Below are 16,545 nucleotides of genomic sequence, written 5' to 3'. Positions count from 1 at the left end.
GGCACCCCACATTGCCGGCCAGCGGCCGGCACTACCGCTCAGAGGCGCTCGGCCTTGCCGCTGGCCAGTGCGCGCGCGATCACCTGCTGTGCCTGCTGCGATGCCTGCGCATGCACGCGTGCCTGACGCTCGCCCAACGCGGCCTGTTGGCTGCCCAGTGCCGCCTGTCGGCTGGCCAGTTCAGACTGCTGGCTGGCCAGGCGCTGCATGTCACGGGTGCGGCCGGATTGCGCGGCCTCGCTGCGGGCTTCCTGCATTGCACGACGTGCCTCAGCGGCGGCCTCGCGTGCAGCCTCACGTGCAACGGCCATATCGCTGGTCGCACCACGCGCCGCCTTCGCTGCTTCTGCCGCGGCCTCACGGTTGATGTCGTGGGCGGCCATCGCGCTGCGCGCTACCTCAGCGGCGGCCAGCGCAAGGCGGCGTGACTCCTCGCCCTGCAGGCGGCCCATCTCACCCATCTGCCTGCCGAGTTCGCCCTGCTCGCGACCCAGCGCACTCTGCTGGCGGCCCAGTTCGCTCTGCTGGCGACCGAGGTCTGCGGCGCCGCTGTAGGCGCGCTGCAGGGTCTGGATCAGCATCGGGTCGCGCACCACATAGCGCTTGTCGCCCTGGCGGAACCACAGCGCCGGCCCCTTGCCGAGCTGCCTGCGGGCCACCGTTACATCGTCGATGCCGCCATTGGCGAAGGTCGAATCACCATCGACCAGCACATAGGCCTGCAACGGCGACTTGCCGAGATCCAGGCGCCCATAGGTGGTGATGGAGGTGGTGTGGGAAGTCGAATGCTCACTGTGCATGTCGGTATCCACATCGACATCCACGTCGACCGCCACATCGGCATCGTCCGGGCCTGACAGCGCCTCGACATCGGCCGGCTCGGCAGGCGGCGCGGGCGCCACCGGCACGGCCGGAATGCGCGCGGCCGAAGGCGCTGCGGGCGGCGTGTTCGGAGCCTTCGGCGGCGGCGGCACCACGGCCTTCGGTGCGGCCGGCGGCGCGGGCGGTGCCGGTGGCACTGGCGCAGCGACCAGCCGCATCGGTGCCACGCCCACCAGCACCACGACGGCGGTCAGTGCCATCGCCAGAATGCGCGGGCAGGCCCGGCGCGGCGCTGGCCACGCCCAGGTGTGGCTGCGGTGCCACGCCCAGCTGCAACAGCAGGCGGCCATAGGCCTGACGGCTCGCGCCATGCTGGCCAACCACGGCCGCATCCACCGCTTCTTCGCGGGCCTGTGCGTATTCGCGCGCCGACAGGCGCAGCAGCGGGTGGAAGAAGAACAGGTGCTGGGCCAGTGCGGGCAGCAGGCCCCACTGCAGGTCGCGCCGCTGCAGGTGTTGCAGTTCGTGAGTCAGTGCCAGGTCCAGCGCATCACCCTGCAGGGCGTTGTCGCCGGCCGGCAGCAGCAGCACCGGGCGGAACGGCCCGACCAGCTGCGGTGCGTCCACCTGCGTGCTCATCCACAACCGCGGCGCAGGACGCACGCCGTGGGCATCGGAGGCCAGCTGCAGCGCCTGCACCAGCGCCTCGTCCTCGCAGGGATAGGCGGCGGCCAGCAGCGCGCGGCAGCGGCGCCACTCACCGAAGGTGCGCAGGGCCATCAGCAGCACACCGGATGCCCACAGCGCGGCCAGTGCAACGGCCCACCACGCCACTGCCGGCACGTCCGCTGCAGGCACCGGCATCGCCGCCAGCAGCTGCGCCGAGGCTTCCGGCGCCAGCGGGTAGACCAGATCTGCGGCAACGTCAGTGGCGGTCATCGCCACCGCCTGCGGTGCCGGCAGCCAGGCCAGCTGCAGCGGCTGGCTCCAGAACAGGCCGAGCACGGCCTGCAGCGACACCAGCCACCACAGGCGGCAGCGGGTGGCCGCCGACAGCGACGGCAGCGCGCGGCACACGCCGTACACCAGGGCCACCAGCAGCACGGTCTGCAGGCTGGTCCAGCCCAGCCGTTCCAACAACGGGATCAGCATCGTGGTGTCCATGGCTCAGCCCTCGTGGCGGCGCGATTGGAGTTCGGCGACCAGCGCTTCCAGCTCGGCCAGCTCGTTGTCGCTGACCTGCTGGCGCTGCGACAGGTAGGCCACGAACGGCGACACCGAGCCCTGCAGGGTGTTGTCGACGAACTGGGCCACTGCACCCTGCAGCACGCTTTCCGGGCCACGCGTGGCCTGGTAGCGGTAGACGCCGTCCTGCTGCTGGCGACGAAGATACCCCTTCGCCCGCAGCCGCTCCATCATCGTCAGCACGGTGGACCGGGCCAGGCCACGGGCCTCGCCGTAGCCACTGGCGACCTCGCCGACGCTGGCCGGCGCATGTTCATCGATGTACTGCAGCAGGGCCAGTTCCTGGTCCCCGATCGTCTTGCCACGCATGACACCACTCCCTTGACTACACGTGTCGCCACTTTCTGCGTGACGACAACTGTAGTCAACCCCCCGGAAGTCATGGGCCGACGAACGGTAGGGGGACGCCGCCCGGCTCAGTACTCCACCCGATACCCGATCGAGAAGGTGCGCCCTGCCGCGGGCAGGCTGGACATCTTCCCGTAGGTCGCCTCGGCCTGCTGGCCATAGACCGTGCGGTAGTCACGATCGGCCAGGTTGTAGATGCCGACACTGAAGCGGCCGCCTGCCAGCGGCAGCTCGCCGATCAGGTCGAACACCGCATAGCCGTGGATCTTCGCCGCCGGGGTAGCGCGGATGCTGGGACTGATCGCTGCGAGCGGCGCATCGCGCCAGGCACGATCGGTCCCGCCCACCACTTGTCCCTGCAAGCGCAGCAGGCTGTCATTGGCGAAGCGCCACTGCCCATGCACACCCGCCTTCAAGGGTGAAACGCGGAACGCATTGAGCTCACGCCAACGTCCGGCAGCATCGCGGTACTGGCCCCGGGTGCTGGCAAGGCTTGCGCCCAGCTCCAGCTGCGCCGTCGGTGTGTAGCGCAGGTTGGCCTCCACGCCCCACACGCGCTCATCGGTGTCGGCCACCGACACGCTGTAGTCGCGGTTGAACTGCACGGTCTTGTCCGAGCGGTTGTAGAACGCGGTCACCGCGCTCTGCAGCGATGCATCGCTGCGGCGCCAGCCCAGCTCATAGCTGTCGACCTTGATCGGGCCGACGTTGCGGCTGTCGATGACGAAGCTTGCCGGTACATCGCGCAGCATGCGCTGGGTGTCGGGCAGGCTGAAGCCCTGCGAGACGTTGGCGAACAGCTGTTGCGATGCATCCATCCGGTACACCACGCCGGCATTGAACAGGGTCTGCGAGTGGCGCACGCGGCCGCCCCGCAGCAGGTGCGGCTGATACCCGGCAACGGCATCGGCGGTGATCGCTTCGGTGTAGGGAAGCGAGTCTTCTACGCGGTTGCGCAGGATCTGGTGGCGCACGCCGGCCTGCACGCTGAAGCGCTCACTCAGCGAATGGTCGGCCTGCAGGAACAGGCCGGTGGTATCCACGCGCACGTCCGGCCCCATCGCGTACTGCGCGGTGGGCTGGTAATCGAGACCGTTGCTGGCGATGAAGCGGTTGATGTCATACATCTGCCCGCGCTGACTGTCCTGCTCGCGCTCGTGGTCCACGCCGTACGACAGCTGCAGGCTGCGGCCCGCCACGTCGAAACCCTTGTGCAGCGCTGTGCGCAGCCCCCACACATCGATATCGGTATTGGACTGCATCGCCACATAGGCGAAGCCACCGCGCAGTGCCGGGTGCACCAGCGTCGACACCGACGGGAACCAGCGTCCCTGCTCGTTGCGGTAATAGGCTTCCACGCTCAGTTCCTGCCCGCCCAGTACATCGCGGTTGCGGTACTGCGCATTCACTCCCTGGTGCCGGGTACGTGGCTGCGCCTCCAGCTGCAGGCCGGGGAGCGCCTGGTGGCTGGGCGTGAATGCAGGGTTGAACAGCGCAGCCAGGCGCGGGCCATAGTCGGGGCCATGATCACTGTCCTGCTGATCGTCGAACCAGCGCACGCCCACGCTCAACTGCTGGCTGTCCGTCGGGGTCCAGTCGAAGCGCGCATTGAGTTCGCGGGTCTCGGTGTCCTGCCGATCAGTCTGCGCGATCTCCGGGCCGATACGGCGGCCATGCGCATCCAGCGATGCGCCCTGCCGGCCATAGGCGAAGCCGAACGCGCCACTGAACTGATCGCCGCGCACGGTCATGGTCTGCGCGGCGTTCCAGGCCAGCGTGTCACTGGACAGATGCGAGGGACTGCGCAGGCCGAACTGGCTGGCCAGCTGCACCGGCTGCTCACCGGGCTGAAGGGTGATGATGTTGATGATGCCGCCACTGGCACCGGCGCCATACAGCGCGGTGGCACCGGAGATCACCTCGATGCGCTCGATCATGGTTGGCGAAATGCTGTTGAGCTGGCGCGATCCATCGCGCGCGCCGGTCAGTGGTACGCCATCGATCATCACCTGCACGCTGCGGCCACGCATGGTCATGCCGTAGTTGCTGGTGGTTCCGCTGGCCGGCGCCAGCGACGGCACCAGCTGGCCGAGGATGTCGGCGGCGCTGCGCCCGGCGGTGATCTGCTGGGCAATCTGCTCGCGCTCGATGGCATACACGGTGCCGGCGATCTCGGCCACGCTGCGTGCGCCTCGCACGGCGGTGACACTCACCGCATCCAGTTGCCGGGTGCCGGACGTAGCGGACGCATTCTGCGCCGCCAGCTGGCCACTGATGGCCATCGCCAGCATCGCCAGCGGAAGGGTTGCTGCGGTATGCCGCATGGTGTCCTCGTTGCGTATCAGGGGGAGTTCGTGGGTGCTGCGAAGCGGCGCATCAGCGGCCGGCACAGCAGCAACCCGAGCGCCGAAACTGCCGCCAGCGCGATGTAGTAGATGGGGTAGCCCAGGCCCTTGGCGAGGAAGCCGGACAATGCACCGCCGATGAAATTGACCAGCAGCTCGAAGCACACCAGCAAGGTGAAGTCAGTGCCGGCCTGGGCACGCGAACTGACCCGCATGAACAGGGCATACAGGCTGGTCATCGCCACATAGCGCAGCGCCAGCAGTGCGATCACCAGCGCGCCCAGGCCCCACCGTGACGTCGCCATCGCACCGCTGTAAAGCATCAACGCCAGCAGTACATACAACACGGTGCGCCACCAGCCAGCGTGCATCAGCAACTGCTCGGCCCGGCGCTGCTTGAGCAGCCAGGCGGCGCCCACCGCAGCCAGCATGCCGGTACCGGCGCCGCCCACCGAGATCAGCAACCCGACCTCGGTCAGGCTGAACTGCTGGTCGACCAGCAGCGGGTTGATCATCGCCATGGCCGGCGCTTCCACCAGCCGGTACAGCACGATCAGCAGCAGCGCCCAGCGCAGTTCGCGGCGACGCAGCGCACGCAGGATGCTCGGCCGCGGCGCGTCGGGCCTGGCCGGCGTTTCGTTGATCTGCTGCACTGCCAGCAGGGTCAGTGCGCTCATTGCCGCCAGGCTCAGCAGGGCCACGCTCCAGCCGCGGGTTTCATACAGCCACAGCACGCCGGCGCCACCGATCATGCTGCCCAAGGCCACGCCCACGCTCTGCGCCATGCTGCCCAGCCGGTGCTCGGCCGGCGCCAGCGCCTCCACGGTATAGCCGTCGATGGCGATGTCTTGGGTGGCGGCAATGGTCGAGATCCACATGCCGACCAGCACGAACACGACCAGGCCATGATCCAGGCCGGTGAACGCCAGCACCAGGATCCCGGCCAGCAGCAACAGCTGGGTCAGCCACAGCCAGCTGCGGCGGCGGCCGAGGGCGGGCAGGTGCCAGCGGTCGACCAGTGGTGCCCACAGGAACTTCAGCGCCCACGGCAGGTAAAGCAGCGACAACATGCCGATCCAGCGCAGATCCACGCCCTGGCTGCGCAGGATGGCCGGTACCGCCACGTTGTAGAAATACAGGGGCAAGGCATGCGCCATGTACAGCGCGACGATCACACCCAGGCCGAATGGCGAAGCAGCGGCGCGCTCAGTGCGCATCGGCCTGCTCCAGGTGCTCGCCAATCCAGCGCATCCCCGCGCCGGCATCGGCGGTGACGAAGTACGGCACGGCCCAGGCCGCATGCAGCGCCGGAGTGTCCAGCCGTTGCTGCTCGGCGGCATCGCTGGCGATGCGCACCAGGCCCCGGCAGTACTGCCGGAAGGCGGCCTTGTACTGCTTGTACCAGACCGCCTGCAGGGCACGGTAATCGTCGCAGAAGGTGGCACCGGGCGCGGTGCTGGCAACGAAGTAGAAGGGGCGGTGGGCATCGATCAGCGCCTGCACGCGGTCCAGCCAGTACCGGATCTGGTGCGCATCCACCGCGCCATGGAAGACGGCACGCAGCACCACCGCCTCGTTGATCACCAGACCCATCGCCATCGACCTTCTTGCTGAACAGGGGAAAGGGGCAGCGAGCCCCCGCAAATGAGAATAATTTGCAATACCATTGAAAGTTTAGGCGCGACGAAAGAAAATTTAGGCACGACAGCATTCGCGGGTGCCTTGCATGCAGGTCTATTCCTGCGCCGAACTGATGAGCGCCGCCCACGCGCTGGGCGGCCGGGTCGACTTTGAATCGGGCCTCCCCGATGCGCTGCCGGTGCTGGCCGGCTGGCAGCAGGTGCAGTCGATGGACAGCGGCCTGGTGCTCTACCTCAGCCGCAGCCAGGACATGGTCGGCGGCCGCAGCCAGAACTGCCTGCCTGCGGGCCTCACCGCCAGCTTCCTGCTGCAGGGGCAGGCCGAAGTGGTCATCGCCAACCAGCGCCTGCAGATGGACAGCCGCCGGACCGGGAGCCCGGCGATGCTGGTCCACCTTCGTGAGGAGGAAGCGTTCCAGCGCCATTGGCAGGCGGGTCGCGAGGAAACCAAGGTCAGCCTGCACCTCGGCCAGGACTGGTTGTCGCGCCAGCTCGATGGCATTGCATCGGCCGGACTCACCCGTCTGCGACTGAGCCACGCACGCAACCAGGCGTGGCAACCGCCTGCGCCACTGCTGCGGCGGGCCGCAGCGTTGTTCGGGGCGGAAACGGCGGAGCCGCCTCTGCTGGCCAGCCTGCAACGCGAGAGCTTTGCGCTGGAAGTCGCGGCCAGCGTGGTTCGATCCATGATCGCCGAACGCGAGGCGCCTGCCCCCAGCGCACATCTGCGGCGTTGCGTGGACCAGTTGCAACAGTGGCTGCAGAGCGGCGAGGCCGATGGCCTGACCATCAACCAGATGGCGCGCAGGCTGGGTACGAACGCCGTCGACCTGCAAAGCACCTTCCAGCAGCTGCACGGCAGCAGCATTGCCGCCTGGCTGCGTGCACTGCGCCTGCAACGGGCGCACGATGCCCTGCTGCAACGACGGGTGTCAGTGGACGTGGCGGCCAGCGTGGCCGGGTACGCCCATACCAGCAGCTTCAGTGCCGCGTTCAAGCGGCAGTTCGGAAGGTCTCCTTCCCGGATCCGCTAGCCGCAGCAGGCACGCCCCGCGCACACAACCAGTACCTGCCTCGCAGCGCAGGTACTGCTTAAACCTTTTACGCACCCGCTGCATCCGATCCTCGACGCCCCGCCGGAATCCCGCATGTTCCGCCCAATGCTTCGAGTCGTGCTCATGCTCATCACTGCCCTGCCCTTCGCCGCCATCTCCGCCAGCCAGGACCAGGCCAACGACCAGACCCGCCGCCTGATCCGCCAGATCATGCTGGAGCAGCGCATTCCCGGGCTGCAGGTCGCGGTGATCAAAGACGGGCAGATCGTGTTGTCCGAGGCCTACGGCCTGGCCAATGTCGAGAACGGTGTGCTTGCCTCGCGCGACACCCGCTTTCCGCTCAATTCGGCCACCAAGGCGTTCACCGGCGTGGCCATCGCGCAGTTGGCACAGCAGGGGCGATTGGATCTGGATGCCCCAGCATCGCGCTATCTGGATGATCTTCCGGCCACCTGGCAGGACGTGCGTGTGCGCCAGCTGCTGGCACATACCTCGGGACTGCCCGACATCCTCGATGCGAGCGGGCTGCTGGGTGGTGGTACCGAAGCCCAAGCGTGGGCGGCGGTCACCGCGCTGCCGATGGAGGCGGCCTCCGGCCAGCGCTTCGCCTACAACCAGACCAACTACGTACTGCTGGCACGGATCATCGCGCAGCAATCCGGCATGCCCTACGAACGCTTCCTCGCCACCCGCCAGTTCAGCAGCGCGCGCATGGCGCGCACCACCTTCGGCGACAGCTACGACCTGATCCCGGATGTGGCGACGATGTACAGCCTGGCCCCGCGCGCCACCGACGCAGCCGATGCACCGCCGCGCCTGTCGCATTGGTTCTACGACATTCCGCCTTCACTGTGGGCCGGTGGTGGCATCCTCACCACCGCCGATGACACCGCACGCTGGCTGGTCGCGTTGACCGACGGGCGCCTGCTTCAGGATGCACCTCTGAAGAGGATGTGGACCGCAGAGCGCCTCACCGATGGCCGTGCCGGCCCATGGGCGGGCGGCTGGCCGGTGCTGCGCACATCGCCCGACCTGCAGGTGGCCGGTATCGGCGGTGCGCGCTCGGCCTTCGTGGTCTATCCCGACCGCGACGTCGCGGTGGTGGTGCTGACCAATCTGGTCGGTGCCAATCCACAGCAGTTCATTCCGCGCATTGCCGATCTCCATGCGCCTGCGGTGACCGTGCCCTGAGGCTGCCGGCCAGCGGCCGGCACTACCGGAGCATCGGCCGCGCCGACGGCCATTTCCGGCAGAATCGGTGCGTCAGCCGTGCGGCCCGCCCATCACCGGCAGGATCACCCCGCTGATGTAACTGGCACAGACCGGCGAAGCCAGGAACACATAGGCGGGCGACAGTTCTTCGGGTTGTGCGGGCCGCCCCATGTCACTGTCCTTGCCGAACTCCGCAACATCTTCGGCCTGCTTGTCGGCGGGGTTCAACGGCGTCCACACCGGCCCCGGCGCCACGCAGTTGACCCGGATGCCACGGGGCAGCAGCTGGCTGGCCAGCGCCTTGGTGAACGCATGGATCGCGCCCTTGGTGGCCGAGTAGTCGATCAGCGCCTTGCTGCCGAAGATTCCCGTTTCCGATCCTGTGTTGATGATGCTGGCACCCTCGCCCAGGTGCGGCAGCACCGCGCGCGCCATCTGGATGTAACCGCCGATGTTGGTCTGCAGGGTTTCCTGCAGATGCGCGTCTTCCAGGTCTTCCAGCCGCGCGCAATGCAGCTGGAACGCGGCGTTGTTGACCAGGATGTCGATGCCGCCGAACGCCTTGGCCACCTGCTTGACCGCCTTGTTGCAGAAGCGCGGATCGCGCACGTCGCCGGCGATCACCACGCAGCGGCCGCCTTCGCGCTCCACGTGCTGGCGGGTGATGTCCGCGTCCTCAGCCTCGTCCAGGTGCAGTACCGCCACATCGGCGCCTTCGCGTGCGAACAGCACCGCCACCGCACGGCCAATGCCGGAATCGCCACCGGTGACGATCGCACGCATGCCCTGCAGCTTGCCGCTGCCGGTGTAGTTCGGTGCAAGGAAACGCGGCGCCAGCTCCAGTTCGTGTTCATGCCCGGGCTTGGCCAGCTGCTGCGCCGGCATCGCCTCCGGCTGACGGCGTGCGCCTGCCTGGGTCGCGGTCTTCCTTGTCGCCTTCTTCGCCGCGCGCACATCCTTGGCCTTTTCCTGGTCCTGCAGGCGCCGCTGCCGGGCCGCGACGCGCGCTGCCCGCGGATCGCTGGCAGCCGCCTTGCGGGTTGCGGTCTTCACCACGCGCGGGCGATCGGGGTCGGCGACGGTCTTGCTTGCGGTGCTGCCTTTGCGCACCTTGGGCGAGGCTTTGCGGCGGACGGGGGCTTTCTTGGTGGTGGCCATGCAGGTCTCCTCGGGGGGAATGGGGTTGCCGGCCAGCGGCCGGCACTAACCGGGGCGGCATCCGCCGCGCCTGCAGTGTCTCCACCCACGCTGTTGGCGGCGGTGAGCGCGCCGTGTCCACGATGTGCACGGCATTCATTCCGCCACCACGTCTGACGTCGCACCCTGCACGCAATCAAACAAGGAACGCCACCATGAAACATGCCATCGCTACCACCGCCGTCTGCTTCGCCCTCGCCGCCTGCAGCAGCACACCGATGGCCCAGGTGCAGCCGATCGACGGCGTGATTTCCGGGCAGTGCCACAGCGACATGGTGCGCGGCGCACTGGGCTTGGCCGCTTCGGATGCCACCGTGGCCCGCGCACGCGTGGACAGCGACAGCCTGCATGTGCGGGTGCTGCGCCATGACGGTCCGCGGGTACCGCCGGCCAGCGAAGGCGGCGATCGCCTGACCATCGAGAAGGGCCGCACCAACAACATCACCGCGATCTACTGCGGCTGACGACTGCGGTTGAGCCGGCGCGCCCTGCGCAGCACGCGCAGGGTGGCCTGTTCCCACTGGCGCGGCCCACGCAGGCCGGCCAGCTTGGCCAGTTCGCCGCGCTCCCAGCCGGCGAACACGCACGGGTCGATGTAGGCCTTGCGGCACACCGCCGGGGTATTGCCCAGCAGCGATGCCACTTCGCACACCACCGCGCGCTGCGCCTGCGCCAGCGCGCGCTGACTGGCCGGTTCCGGCAGTTCGGTGGCGGCAAACGCCTGCACCGCCGCCACCGTGCCACCCCAGGTGCGGAAATCCTTGGCAGTGAAGTCCTCGCCCATCACCTCGCGCAGGTAGTCGTTCACCGCGCCGGAATCCACCGGCTGCAGCGCACCGTCGTCATCGCGATACTGGAACAGCGCCTGTCCCGGCAGCTGCTGCAGGCGCCGTACCAGCAGCCCCAGCCTGCGGTCGCCCACGGTCACCTCCTGCAGCTGCCCGGACTTGCCGCGGAAGCGCATGCGCACCCGGCCGCCGCGCAGCAGTTCCAGATGGCGGTTGCGCAGTGTGGTCAGTCCGAACGAACGGTTCTGTTGTGCATAGGTTTCATTGCCGACCCGCACCAGGGTGTCGGCCAGCAGCGCCACCACCACCGCCAGCACTTTCTCCCGCGGAAAGCCTGGCCGCTTGAGGTCGCGTGAAAGACGCCTGCGCAGCGTAGGCAAGGCCTCGCCAAAGGCGATGATGCGGTCGAACTTGCCGGCGTCGCGCTCCTTGGCCCAGTCGGCGTGGTAGCGGTACTGCTTGCGTCCGCGTGCATCGCGGCCGGTGGCCTGCAGGTGGCCGTTGGCGTGGGCGCAGATCCATACGGCGGTATACGCCGGCGGAATCGCCAGCGCACGGATGCGTTGCAGGGTGGTGGCGTCGCGTATCGCGTGACCATCGGCATCGCGGTAGCTGAAACCCTTGCCGGCGCGGCGCCGGCTGATGCCCGGTTGGGTGTCATCGACATAGCGCAGGCCGGCCGCGCGCGCGGCCTGTCGTTCGGGGGTGGAGGGGGTTGGCATGTCGGTAGTGTCGCCGTCGCCATGCCGCGATCCTGTCGATAACACAAGACAAACACGTGAGGGCCGGTTCGCCGCTATGCTCGGGTCTTCACAACCCCTTCCGGAGTCATGATGTCGTTCCCGATTCGCGCCCGTTCGCTCTCCGCCCTGTTGCTGCCGGCCGTGCTGGCGCTGACCGCCTGCCAGGCACCGGCGCTGGATGAACAGGATTCGGCCACGGCCCACGCCCAGCAGGCCGCCGAAGCCGCCAAGGCGCCGGCCGACGAAGCCGGCAAGGCCACCGAGGCTCCGCCGGTCGGCACCTGCGATGCCAGCCAGGTGCAGAGCCTGGTCGGCCAGACCTACACCGACGCGCTGGGCAAGCAGGCGCAGGAAGATGCCGGCGCCAACCAGGTGCGCGTGCTAAAGCCCAACGACGTGGCCACGATGGAGTTCCTCGGCGACCGCCTGAACATCGAAGTGGACGCCAAGGGCGCCGTCAGCGGCGCGCGCTGCGGCTGAGTCCGGCCCCGCGCCGGCACTGGGTTGCCGGCGCGTTCTGTTGCACCTGCAACCGTGTATTGCGGCGTTGCAGCAACCTGTGATCTAGTCGAGGCATCCGGTGGCCTCACGATGCGCTCCAGGGATTGAGCGGGCTTGAGTGTCCCCGTTCAATTCATTCCGCATCGAGGTAGAGATGGCCCCCCGCAACCGCCAAGGGCTTTACGACCCGCGCTCCGAGCGCGATGCCTGTGGATTTGGCATGGTCGCCCAGCTCGACGATCAACCATCGCGCCTGTTGGTTGATACCGCCATCGCCGCGCTTTCGCGCATGACCCACCGTGGCGGTGTCGCCGCAGATGGCCTGACCGGCGATGGCTGCGGCCTGCTGCTGCGCCGCCCCGATGCGTTCCTGAAACTGCTGGCCAGCGAAGCCGGCATCGCGGTCGCTGCGCGTTTCGCCGCCGGCCTGGTGTTCCTGCCACACGACGCCGACGCGGCGCAGGCCTGCCGCGCGCAGCTGCAGGCGCAGGTGGAAGCGGTCGGCTGCAAGGTCGCCGGCTGGCGCGAGGTGCCCACCGATGACAGCGTCTGCGGCCAGCTGGCGCGCGACACGCTGCCGCGCATCGAGCAGGTGTTCGTCGACGCCGGCATCGGCCAGGACGATGCCGGCTTCGCGCTGGCGCTGTTCCTGGCCCGTCGCCGCAGCGAACAGCAGCTGCGCGAACACGCCGACTTCTACGTCACCACCCTCACCCCGGATGCGATCAGCTACAAGGGCATGGTGCTGCCGGACAAGCTCAGCCGTTTCTTCCCGGACCTGCAGCGCCGCGAGCTGGCCTCCAGCGCGATCGTGTTCCACCAGCGCTTCTCCACCAACACGCTGCCGCGCTGGCCGCTGGCGCACCCGTTCCGCATGCTCGCCCACAATGGCGAGATCAACACCATCGAAGGCAACCGGCGCTGGGCGCAGGCGCGCAGCAAGGTGTGGAAGACGCCGCGCTTCGACATCGGTGAATTCGACCCCGTCATCTCCATGCACGGCTCTGACTCGCAGAGCCTGGACAACATGCTGGAGCTGATGGTGGCCGGTGGCATGGAGCTGATCCAGGCGCTGCGCATCCTGGTGCCGCCGGCCACCCAGTCGCTGGAATTCAAGGATCCGGACCTGGCGGCCTTCTACGAGTTCCACGGCCTGAACAGCGAGCCGTGGGATGGCCCGGCCGGCATCGTCGCCTGCGACAGCCGCTACGCCGTATGTACCCTCGACCGCAACGGCCTGCGCCCGGCGCGCTGGATGCTGACCGCCGACCGCCACTTCCTGGTCGCCTCCGAAGCGGGTGTGTGGGAAGTGCCGACCGAGCGCGTGGTACGCAAGGGCAAGCTCGGCCCCGGCGAAATGGTGGCCATCGATCTCAAGCGCGGTGACCTGCTCGACTCCGATGCGGTGGATCGCATCAACCGCGGTCGTGCGCCGTACAAGCAATGGCTGCAGCAGGGCGTGACCTACCTGCAGACCGAACTGATCGATCCCTCGCTGGTGGAGGAACCCTTCGACGAAGGCACGCTGCGCAGCTACCACAAGCTCTACCAGCTCAGCAGCGAGGAAGTGGAACAGGTGCTGCGGCCGCTGGCCGAGACCGAGCAGGAAGCCACTGGCTCGATGGGCGACGACACGCCGATGGCGGTGCTGAGCCAGCGCAGCCGTCCGCTCTATGACTACTTCCGCCAGGCGTTCGCGCAGGTCACCAACCCGCCGATCGACCCGCTGCGCGAAGACTGCGCGATGTCGCTGTCCACCCAGCTCGGCAAGGAGACCAACATCTTCCATGCCGGCCCGGAGACGGTGAACCACGTCATCCTCAACTCGCCGGTACTGAGCCAGCGCAAGCTGCGCCAGCTGCTGAAGATGGACCAGTACGTGCAGGCCAACCGCCTGCTGGACCTGTCCTACAGCGAAGACGAGGGCCTGCGCGCCGGCATCGAGCGCATCTGTGCCGAGGCCGAACAGGCCGCGCGCGAGGGTATGGTGATGCTGCTGCTGTCCGACCGCTACCCGGTGGCCGGGCGGCCGATGGTGCATGCCCTGCTCGCTACCAGCGCCATCCACCACCACCTCTCACGGCTGGGCCTGCGCTGCGACGTGAATCTCATCGTCGAGACCGGCACCGCGCGCGACCCGCACCACATGGCCTGCCTGCTCGGCTTCGGCGCTACCGCGGTGTACCCGTACCTGGCCTACCAGACCCTGTTCGACCTGGGCCGACGCGACATCCTCAAGCTCAGCAAGGGCGGTGAGCAGTCGCAGATCGGCCGCCGCTACCGCAAGGGCGTCTACAAGGGCCTGTCGAAGATCATCTCGAAGATGGGCATCTGTACCGTGGCCAGCTACCGCGGCGCGCAGCTGTTCGAGATCATCGGCCTGGAACCGGAAGTCGTGGACCTGTGCTTCCCGGATACCGCTTCGCGCATCGGTGGTGCCGGTTTCGCGCGCCTGGATGCCGACGCACGCGAGCTGTGCGCGCAGGCCTGGGACGCGCAGCAGGACGTGGATGTCGGCGGCCTGCTGAAGTACGTGCACGGCGGCGAGTACCACATGTACAACCCGGACGTGGTGACCACCCTGCAGCGCGCGGCGCGCAGCGGCGATCCGCGTGCCTGGCAGCAGTACTGCGATGCCGTGCACGCGCGTCCGCCGTCGGCACTGCGCGACCTGCTGGAACTGGTGCCGGCCGCTGCGCCGACACCACTCGATGACGTGGCGCCGGTCAGCGAGCTGTTCCCGCGCTTCGATACCGCGGCGATCAGTCTCGGTGCGCTGTCACCAGAAGCACACGAGGCGCTGGCGATTGCGATGAACCGCCTGGGCGGCCGCAGCAATTCCGGCGAAGGCGGTGAGGATCCCGCCCGCTATGGCACCGCCAAGCGCAGCAAGATCAAGCAGGTGGCCTCGGGCCGCTTCGGCGTCACCGCCGAATACCTGGTCAATGCCGAAGTGCTGCAGATCAAGGTCGCGCAGGGCGCCAAGCCCGGCGAAGGCGGCCAGCTGCCTGGGCACAAGGTCAACGAGCTGATCGCGCGGCTGCGCTACGCGCGTCCAGGCATCGGCCTGATCTCGCCGCCGCCGCACCACGACATCTATTCGATCGAAGACCTGGCGCAGCTGATCTACGACCTCAAGCAGGTCAACCCGACCGCGCTGGTGTCGGTGAAGCTGGTCAGCCATGCCGGCGTCGGCACGATTGCCGCCGGCGTGGTCAAGGCCGGTGCGGACCTGATCACCATTTCCGGACACGATGGCGGTACCGGCGCGTCACCGGTCAGCTCGATCCGCTATGCCGGCGTGCCGTGGGAACTGGGCATTGCCGAAGCACACCAGGCACTGCTGGCCAACGACCTGCGCGGGCGCACCCTGCTGCAGACCGACGGCGGCCTGAAGACCGGTCTGGACGTGGTCAAGGCCGCGCTGCTGGGCGCGGACAGCTTCGGCTTCGGCACCGCACCGATGATCGTGCTGGGCTGCAAGTACCTGCGCATCTGCCACCTCAACAACTGCGCCACCGGCGTGGCCACCCAGGACGAGCGCCTGCGCGAGAACCACTTCACCGGCCAGCCCGAGCGCGTGGAGAACTTCTTCCGCCTGCTGGCCGAGGAAGTGCGTGGCTGGCTGTCCTACCTGGGCGCACGTTCGCTGGAAGAAATCGTGGGCCGCACCGACCTGCTGCGGCAGATCGAGGCGGCGCCGCGCGACGGCGTGCGCGTGGACCTGTCACGCCTGCTGGCCGATGCCCGCTACGAGGGCAGTCACTGTGCCGCGCAGCGCCTGTACGAATCGCCGGACAGCCTGGCCACGCAGATGGACGGCCTGCTGGCCCCGGCCATCGAGTACAAGCGCGGTGGCGAACACCGCTTCCTTATCCACAACACCGACCGCAGCATCGGCACCCGCCTGGCCGGTGCGGTGGCGCGCGCACACGGCAACCAGGGCATGGCCGAGGCGCCGCTGGAACTGCGTTTCCGCGGCAGTGCCGGGCAGAGCTTCGGCGCGTTCAACGTCGGTGGCCTGCACCTGGAAGTGGAAGGCGAAGCCAACGACTACGTCGGCAAGGGCATGGCCGGCGGCCGACTGGTGGTGCGTCCGCCGCGCGGCGCCCGCTTCGAGGCACGCAGCACCGCGATCATCGGCAACACCTGCCTGTACGGTGCCACCGGCGGTGAACTGTTCGCTGCCGGTCGTGCCGGCGAACGTTTCGCCGTGCGCAATTCCGGCGCGCTGGCGGTGGTGGAAGGCGCCGGTGACCACTGCTGCGAGTACATGACTGATGGCGTGGTGCTGGTGCTGGGCAAGGTCGGCCTGAACTTCGGTGCGGGTTTCACCGGCGGGCTGGCCTACGTGCTGGACGTCGACCGCGATTTCGTCGACCGCTACAACCACGAGCTGATCGACATCCATCGCGTCTCCGCCGAAGGCTTCGAGAACTACCGCCAGCACCTGCACCGCCTGATCGGCCGCCATCGCGAGCTGACCGGCAGCATCTGGGCGCAGCAGATCCTGGACGAGTTCCGCGACTACATCGGCAAGTTCTGGCTGGTCAAACCGAAGGCCGCCAGCATCGAGTCGCTGACCGAAACCCTGCGACGCGCCGCGTAACGGTAGTGCCGGCCGCTGGCCGGCATCCCAGGATCACGTA

At 68.2% G+C, this 16,545-nt stretch carries 11 protein-coding genes and 1 pseudogene; 5 read left to right on the top strand and 7 right to left on the bottom strand.

Translation table 11 applies throughout. The features are described from left to right. Positions 1 to 38: 38 nt before the first annotated feature. The 5 genes and pseudogenes from ACZK3J_RS00360 to ACZK3J_RS00340 form a co-directional block, all read right to left on the bottom strand. A pseudogene (locus ACZK3J_RS00360) lies at positions 39 to 1,986 on the bottom strand (M56 family metallopeptidase). 3 nt (positions 1,987 to 1,989) lie between these two features. Further along, positions 1,990 to 2,376 carry a BlaI/MecI/CopY family transcriptional regulator gene (locus ACZK3J_RS00355; protein ID WP_004133922.1) on the bottom strand — a complete coding sequence of 129 codons (387 nt, stop codon included), beginning with the start codon at positions 2,374 to 2,376 and terminating at the stop codon, positions 1,990 to 1,992. A 107-nt stretch (positions 2,377 to 2,483) separates the two neighbouring features. Continuing rightward, positions 2,484 to 4,739 (bottom strand): TonB-dependent receptor, encoded by a 2,256-nt coding sequence (locus ACZK3J_RS00350; RefSeq protein ID WP_134951136.1) that lies wholly within the window; start codon positions 4,737 to 4,739, stop codon positions 2,484 to 2,486. Between the two features lie 17 nt (positions 4,740 to 4,756). Next, the gene (locus ACZK3J_RS00345; protein WP_478476272.1) at positions 4,757 to 5,977 is read right to left on the bottom strand and encodes an MFS transporter; all 1,221 of its coding nucleotides are present in this window, start codon (positions 5,975 to 5,977) and stop codon (positions 4,757 to 4,759) included. Then, the gene (locus ACZK3J_RS00340) at positions 5,967 to 6,359 is read right to left on the bottom strand and encodes a hypothetical protein (RefSeq protein ID WP_223224697.1); all 393 of its coding nucleotides are present in this window, start codon (positions 6,357 to 6,359) and stop codon (positions 5,967 to 5,969) included. The genes ACZK3J_RS00345 and ACZK3J_RS00340 overlap by 11 nt, the downstream gene beginning before the upstream one ends. A 127-nt stretch (positions 6,360 to 6,486) precedes the next feature. Here ACZK3J_RS00340 and ACZK3J_RS00335 point away from each other — a divergent pair, with 127 nt between their 5' ends. Continuing rightward, a complete protein-coding gene (locus ACZK3J_RS00335) occupies positions 6,487 to 7,434 on the top strand; it encodes a helix-turn-helix transcriptional regulator (RefSeq protein ID WP_478476271.1) in 948 nt (315 codons plus the stop codon). Positions 7,435 to 7,578: 144 nt separating this feature from the next. Further along, positions 7,579 to 8,646, top strand: a complete 1,068-nt coding sequence (locus tag ACZK3J_RS00330; protein ID WP_279912792.1) for a serine hydrolase — start codon at positions 7,579 to 7,581, stop codon at positions 8,644 to 8,646. 72 nt (positions 8,647 to 8,718) lie between these two features. Here ACZK3J_RS00330 and ACZK3J_RS00325 read toward each other — a convergent pair whose 3' ends face one another. Then, positions 8,719 to 9,825 carry an SDR family oxidoreductase gene (locus tag ACZK3J_RS00325; RefSeq protein ID WP_478476270.1) on the bottom strand — a complete coding sequence of 369 codons (1,107 nt, stop codon included), beginning with the start codon at positions 9,823 to 9,825 and terminating at the stop codon, positions 8,719 to 8,721. A gap of 194 nt (positions 9,826 to 10,019) precedes the next feature. On the opposite strand from ACZK3J_RS00325, the gene ACZK3J_RS00320 reads away from it, so the two are divergent. After that, a complete protein-coding gene (locus ACZK3J_RS00320; protein WP_004153470.1) occupies positions 10,020 to 10,328 on the top strand; it encodes a hypothetical protein in 309 nt (102 codons plus the stop codon). Here the strand turns inward: ACZK3J_RS00320 and ACZK3J_RS00315 are convergent. Beyond that, entirely contained in the window at positions 10,316 to 11,374 is a 1,059-nt protein-coding gene (locus tag ACZK3J_RS00315; RefSeq protein WP_100467659.1) for a DNA topoisomerase IB, read from the bottom strand. The two genes, ACZK3J_RS00320 and ACZK3J_RS00315, sit on opposite strands and share 13 nt — an antisense overlap. Before the next feature lie 111 nt (positions 11,375 to 11,485). Between ACZK3J_RS00315 and ACZK3J_RS00310 the strand changes: the two genes are divergently transcribed. Then, positions 11,486 to 11,875, top strand: coding sequence for an I78 family peptidase inhibitor (locus tag ACZK3J_RS00310; protein WP_004133799.1), 390 nt, complete (start codon positions 11,486 to 11,488; stop codon positions 11,873 to 11,875). Between the two features lie 175 nt (positions 11,876 to 12,050). Continuing rightward, positions 12,051 to 16,505, top strand: a complete 4,455-nt coding sequence (gene gltB / locus ACZK3J_RS00305) for a glutamate synthase large subunit (protein ID WP_478476269.1) — start codon at positions 12,051 to 12,053, stop codon at positions 16,503 to 16,505. The last annotated feature ends 40 nt before the right edge of the window (positions 16,506 to 16,545 follow it).

Source organism: Stenotrophomonas sp. 86428_Sma, from assembly GCF_056481585.1.
The sequence above is the reverse complement of the archived record's forward strand: the minus strand, read 5'-3'. Positions and strand labels throughout refer to the sequence as shown.

Excerpts from the sequence above, each read along its gene's own strand:
- ACZK3J_RS00350 (WP_134951136.1), bottom strand. The coding sequence starts at position 4,739 with ATGCGGCATACCGCAGCAACCCTTCCGCTGGCGATGCTGGCGATGGCC.
- ACZK3J_RS00340 (WP_223224697.1), bottom strand. The coding sequence starts at position 6,359 with ATGGCGATGGGTCTGGTGATCAACGAGGCGGTGGTGCTGCGTGCCGTC.
- ACZK3J_RS00310 (WP_004133799.1), top strand. The coding sequence starts at position 11,486 with ATGTCGTTCCCGATTCGCGCCCGTTCGCTCTCCGCCCTGTTGCTGCCG.
- ACZK3J_RS00320 (WP_004153470.1), top strand. The coding sequence starts at position 10,020 with ATGAAACATGCCATCGCTACCACCGCCGTCTGCTTCGCCCTCGCCGCC.
- ACZK3J_RS00315 (WP_100467659.1), bottom strand. The coding sequence starts at position 11,374 with ATGCCAACCCCCTCCACCCCCGAACGACAGGCCGCGCGCGCGGCCGGC.
- gltB (WP_478476269.1), top strand. The coding sequence starts at position 12,051 with ATGGCCCCCCGCAACCGCCAAGGGCTTTACGACCCGCGCTCCGAGCGC.
- ACZK3J_RS00330 (WP_279912792.1), top strand. The coding sequence starts at position 7,579 with ATGCTCATCACTGCCCTGCCCTTCGCCGCCATCTCCGCCAGCCAGGAC.
- ACZK3J_RS00335 (WP_478476271.1), top strand. The coding sequence starts at position 6,487 with ATGCAGGTCTATTCCTGCGCCGAACTGATGAGCGCCGCCCACGCGCTG.
- ACZK3J_RS00355 (WP_004133922.1), bottom strand. The coding sequence starts at position 2,376 with ATGCGTGGCAAGACGATCGGGGACCAGGAACTGGCCCTGCTGCAGTAC.
- ACZK3J_RS00325 (WP_478476270.1), bottom strand. The coding sequence starts at position 9,825 with ATGGCCACCACCAAGAAAGCCCCCGTCCGCCGCAAAGCCTCGCCCAAG.
- ACZK3J_RS00345 (WP_478476272.1), bottom strand. The coding sequence starts at position 5,977 with ATGCGCACTGAGCGCGCCGCTGCTTCGCCATTCGGCCTGGGTGTGATC.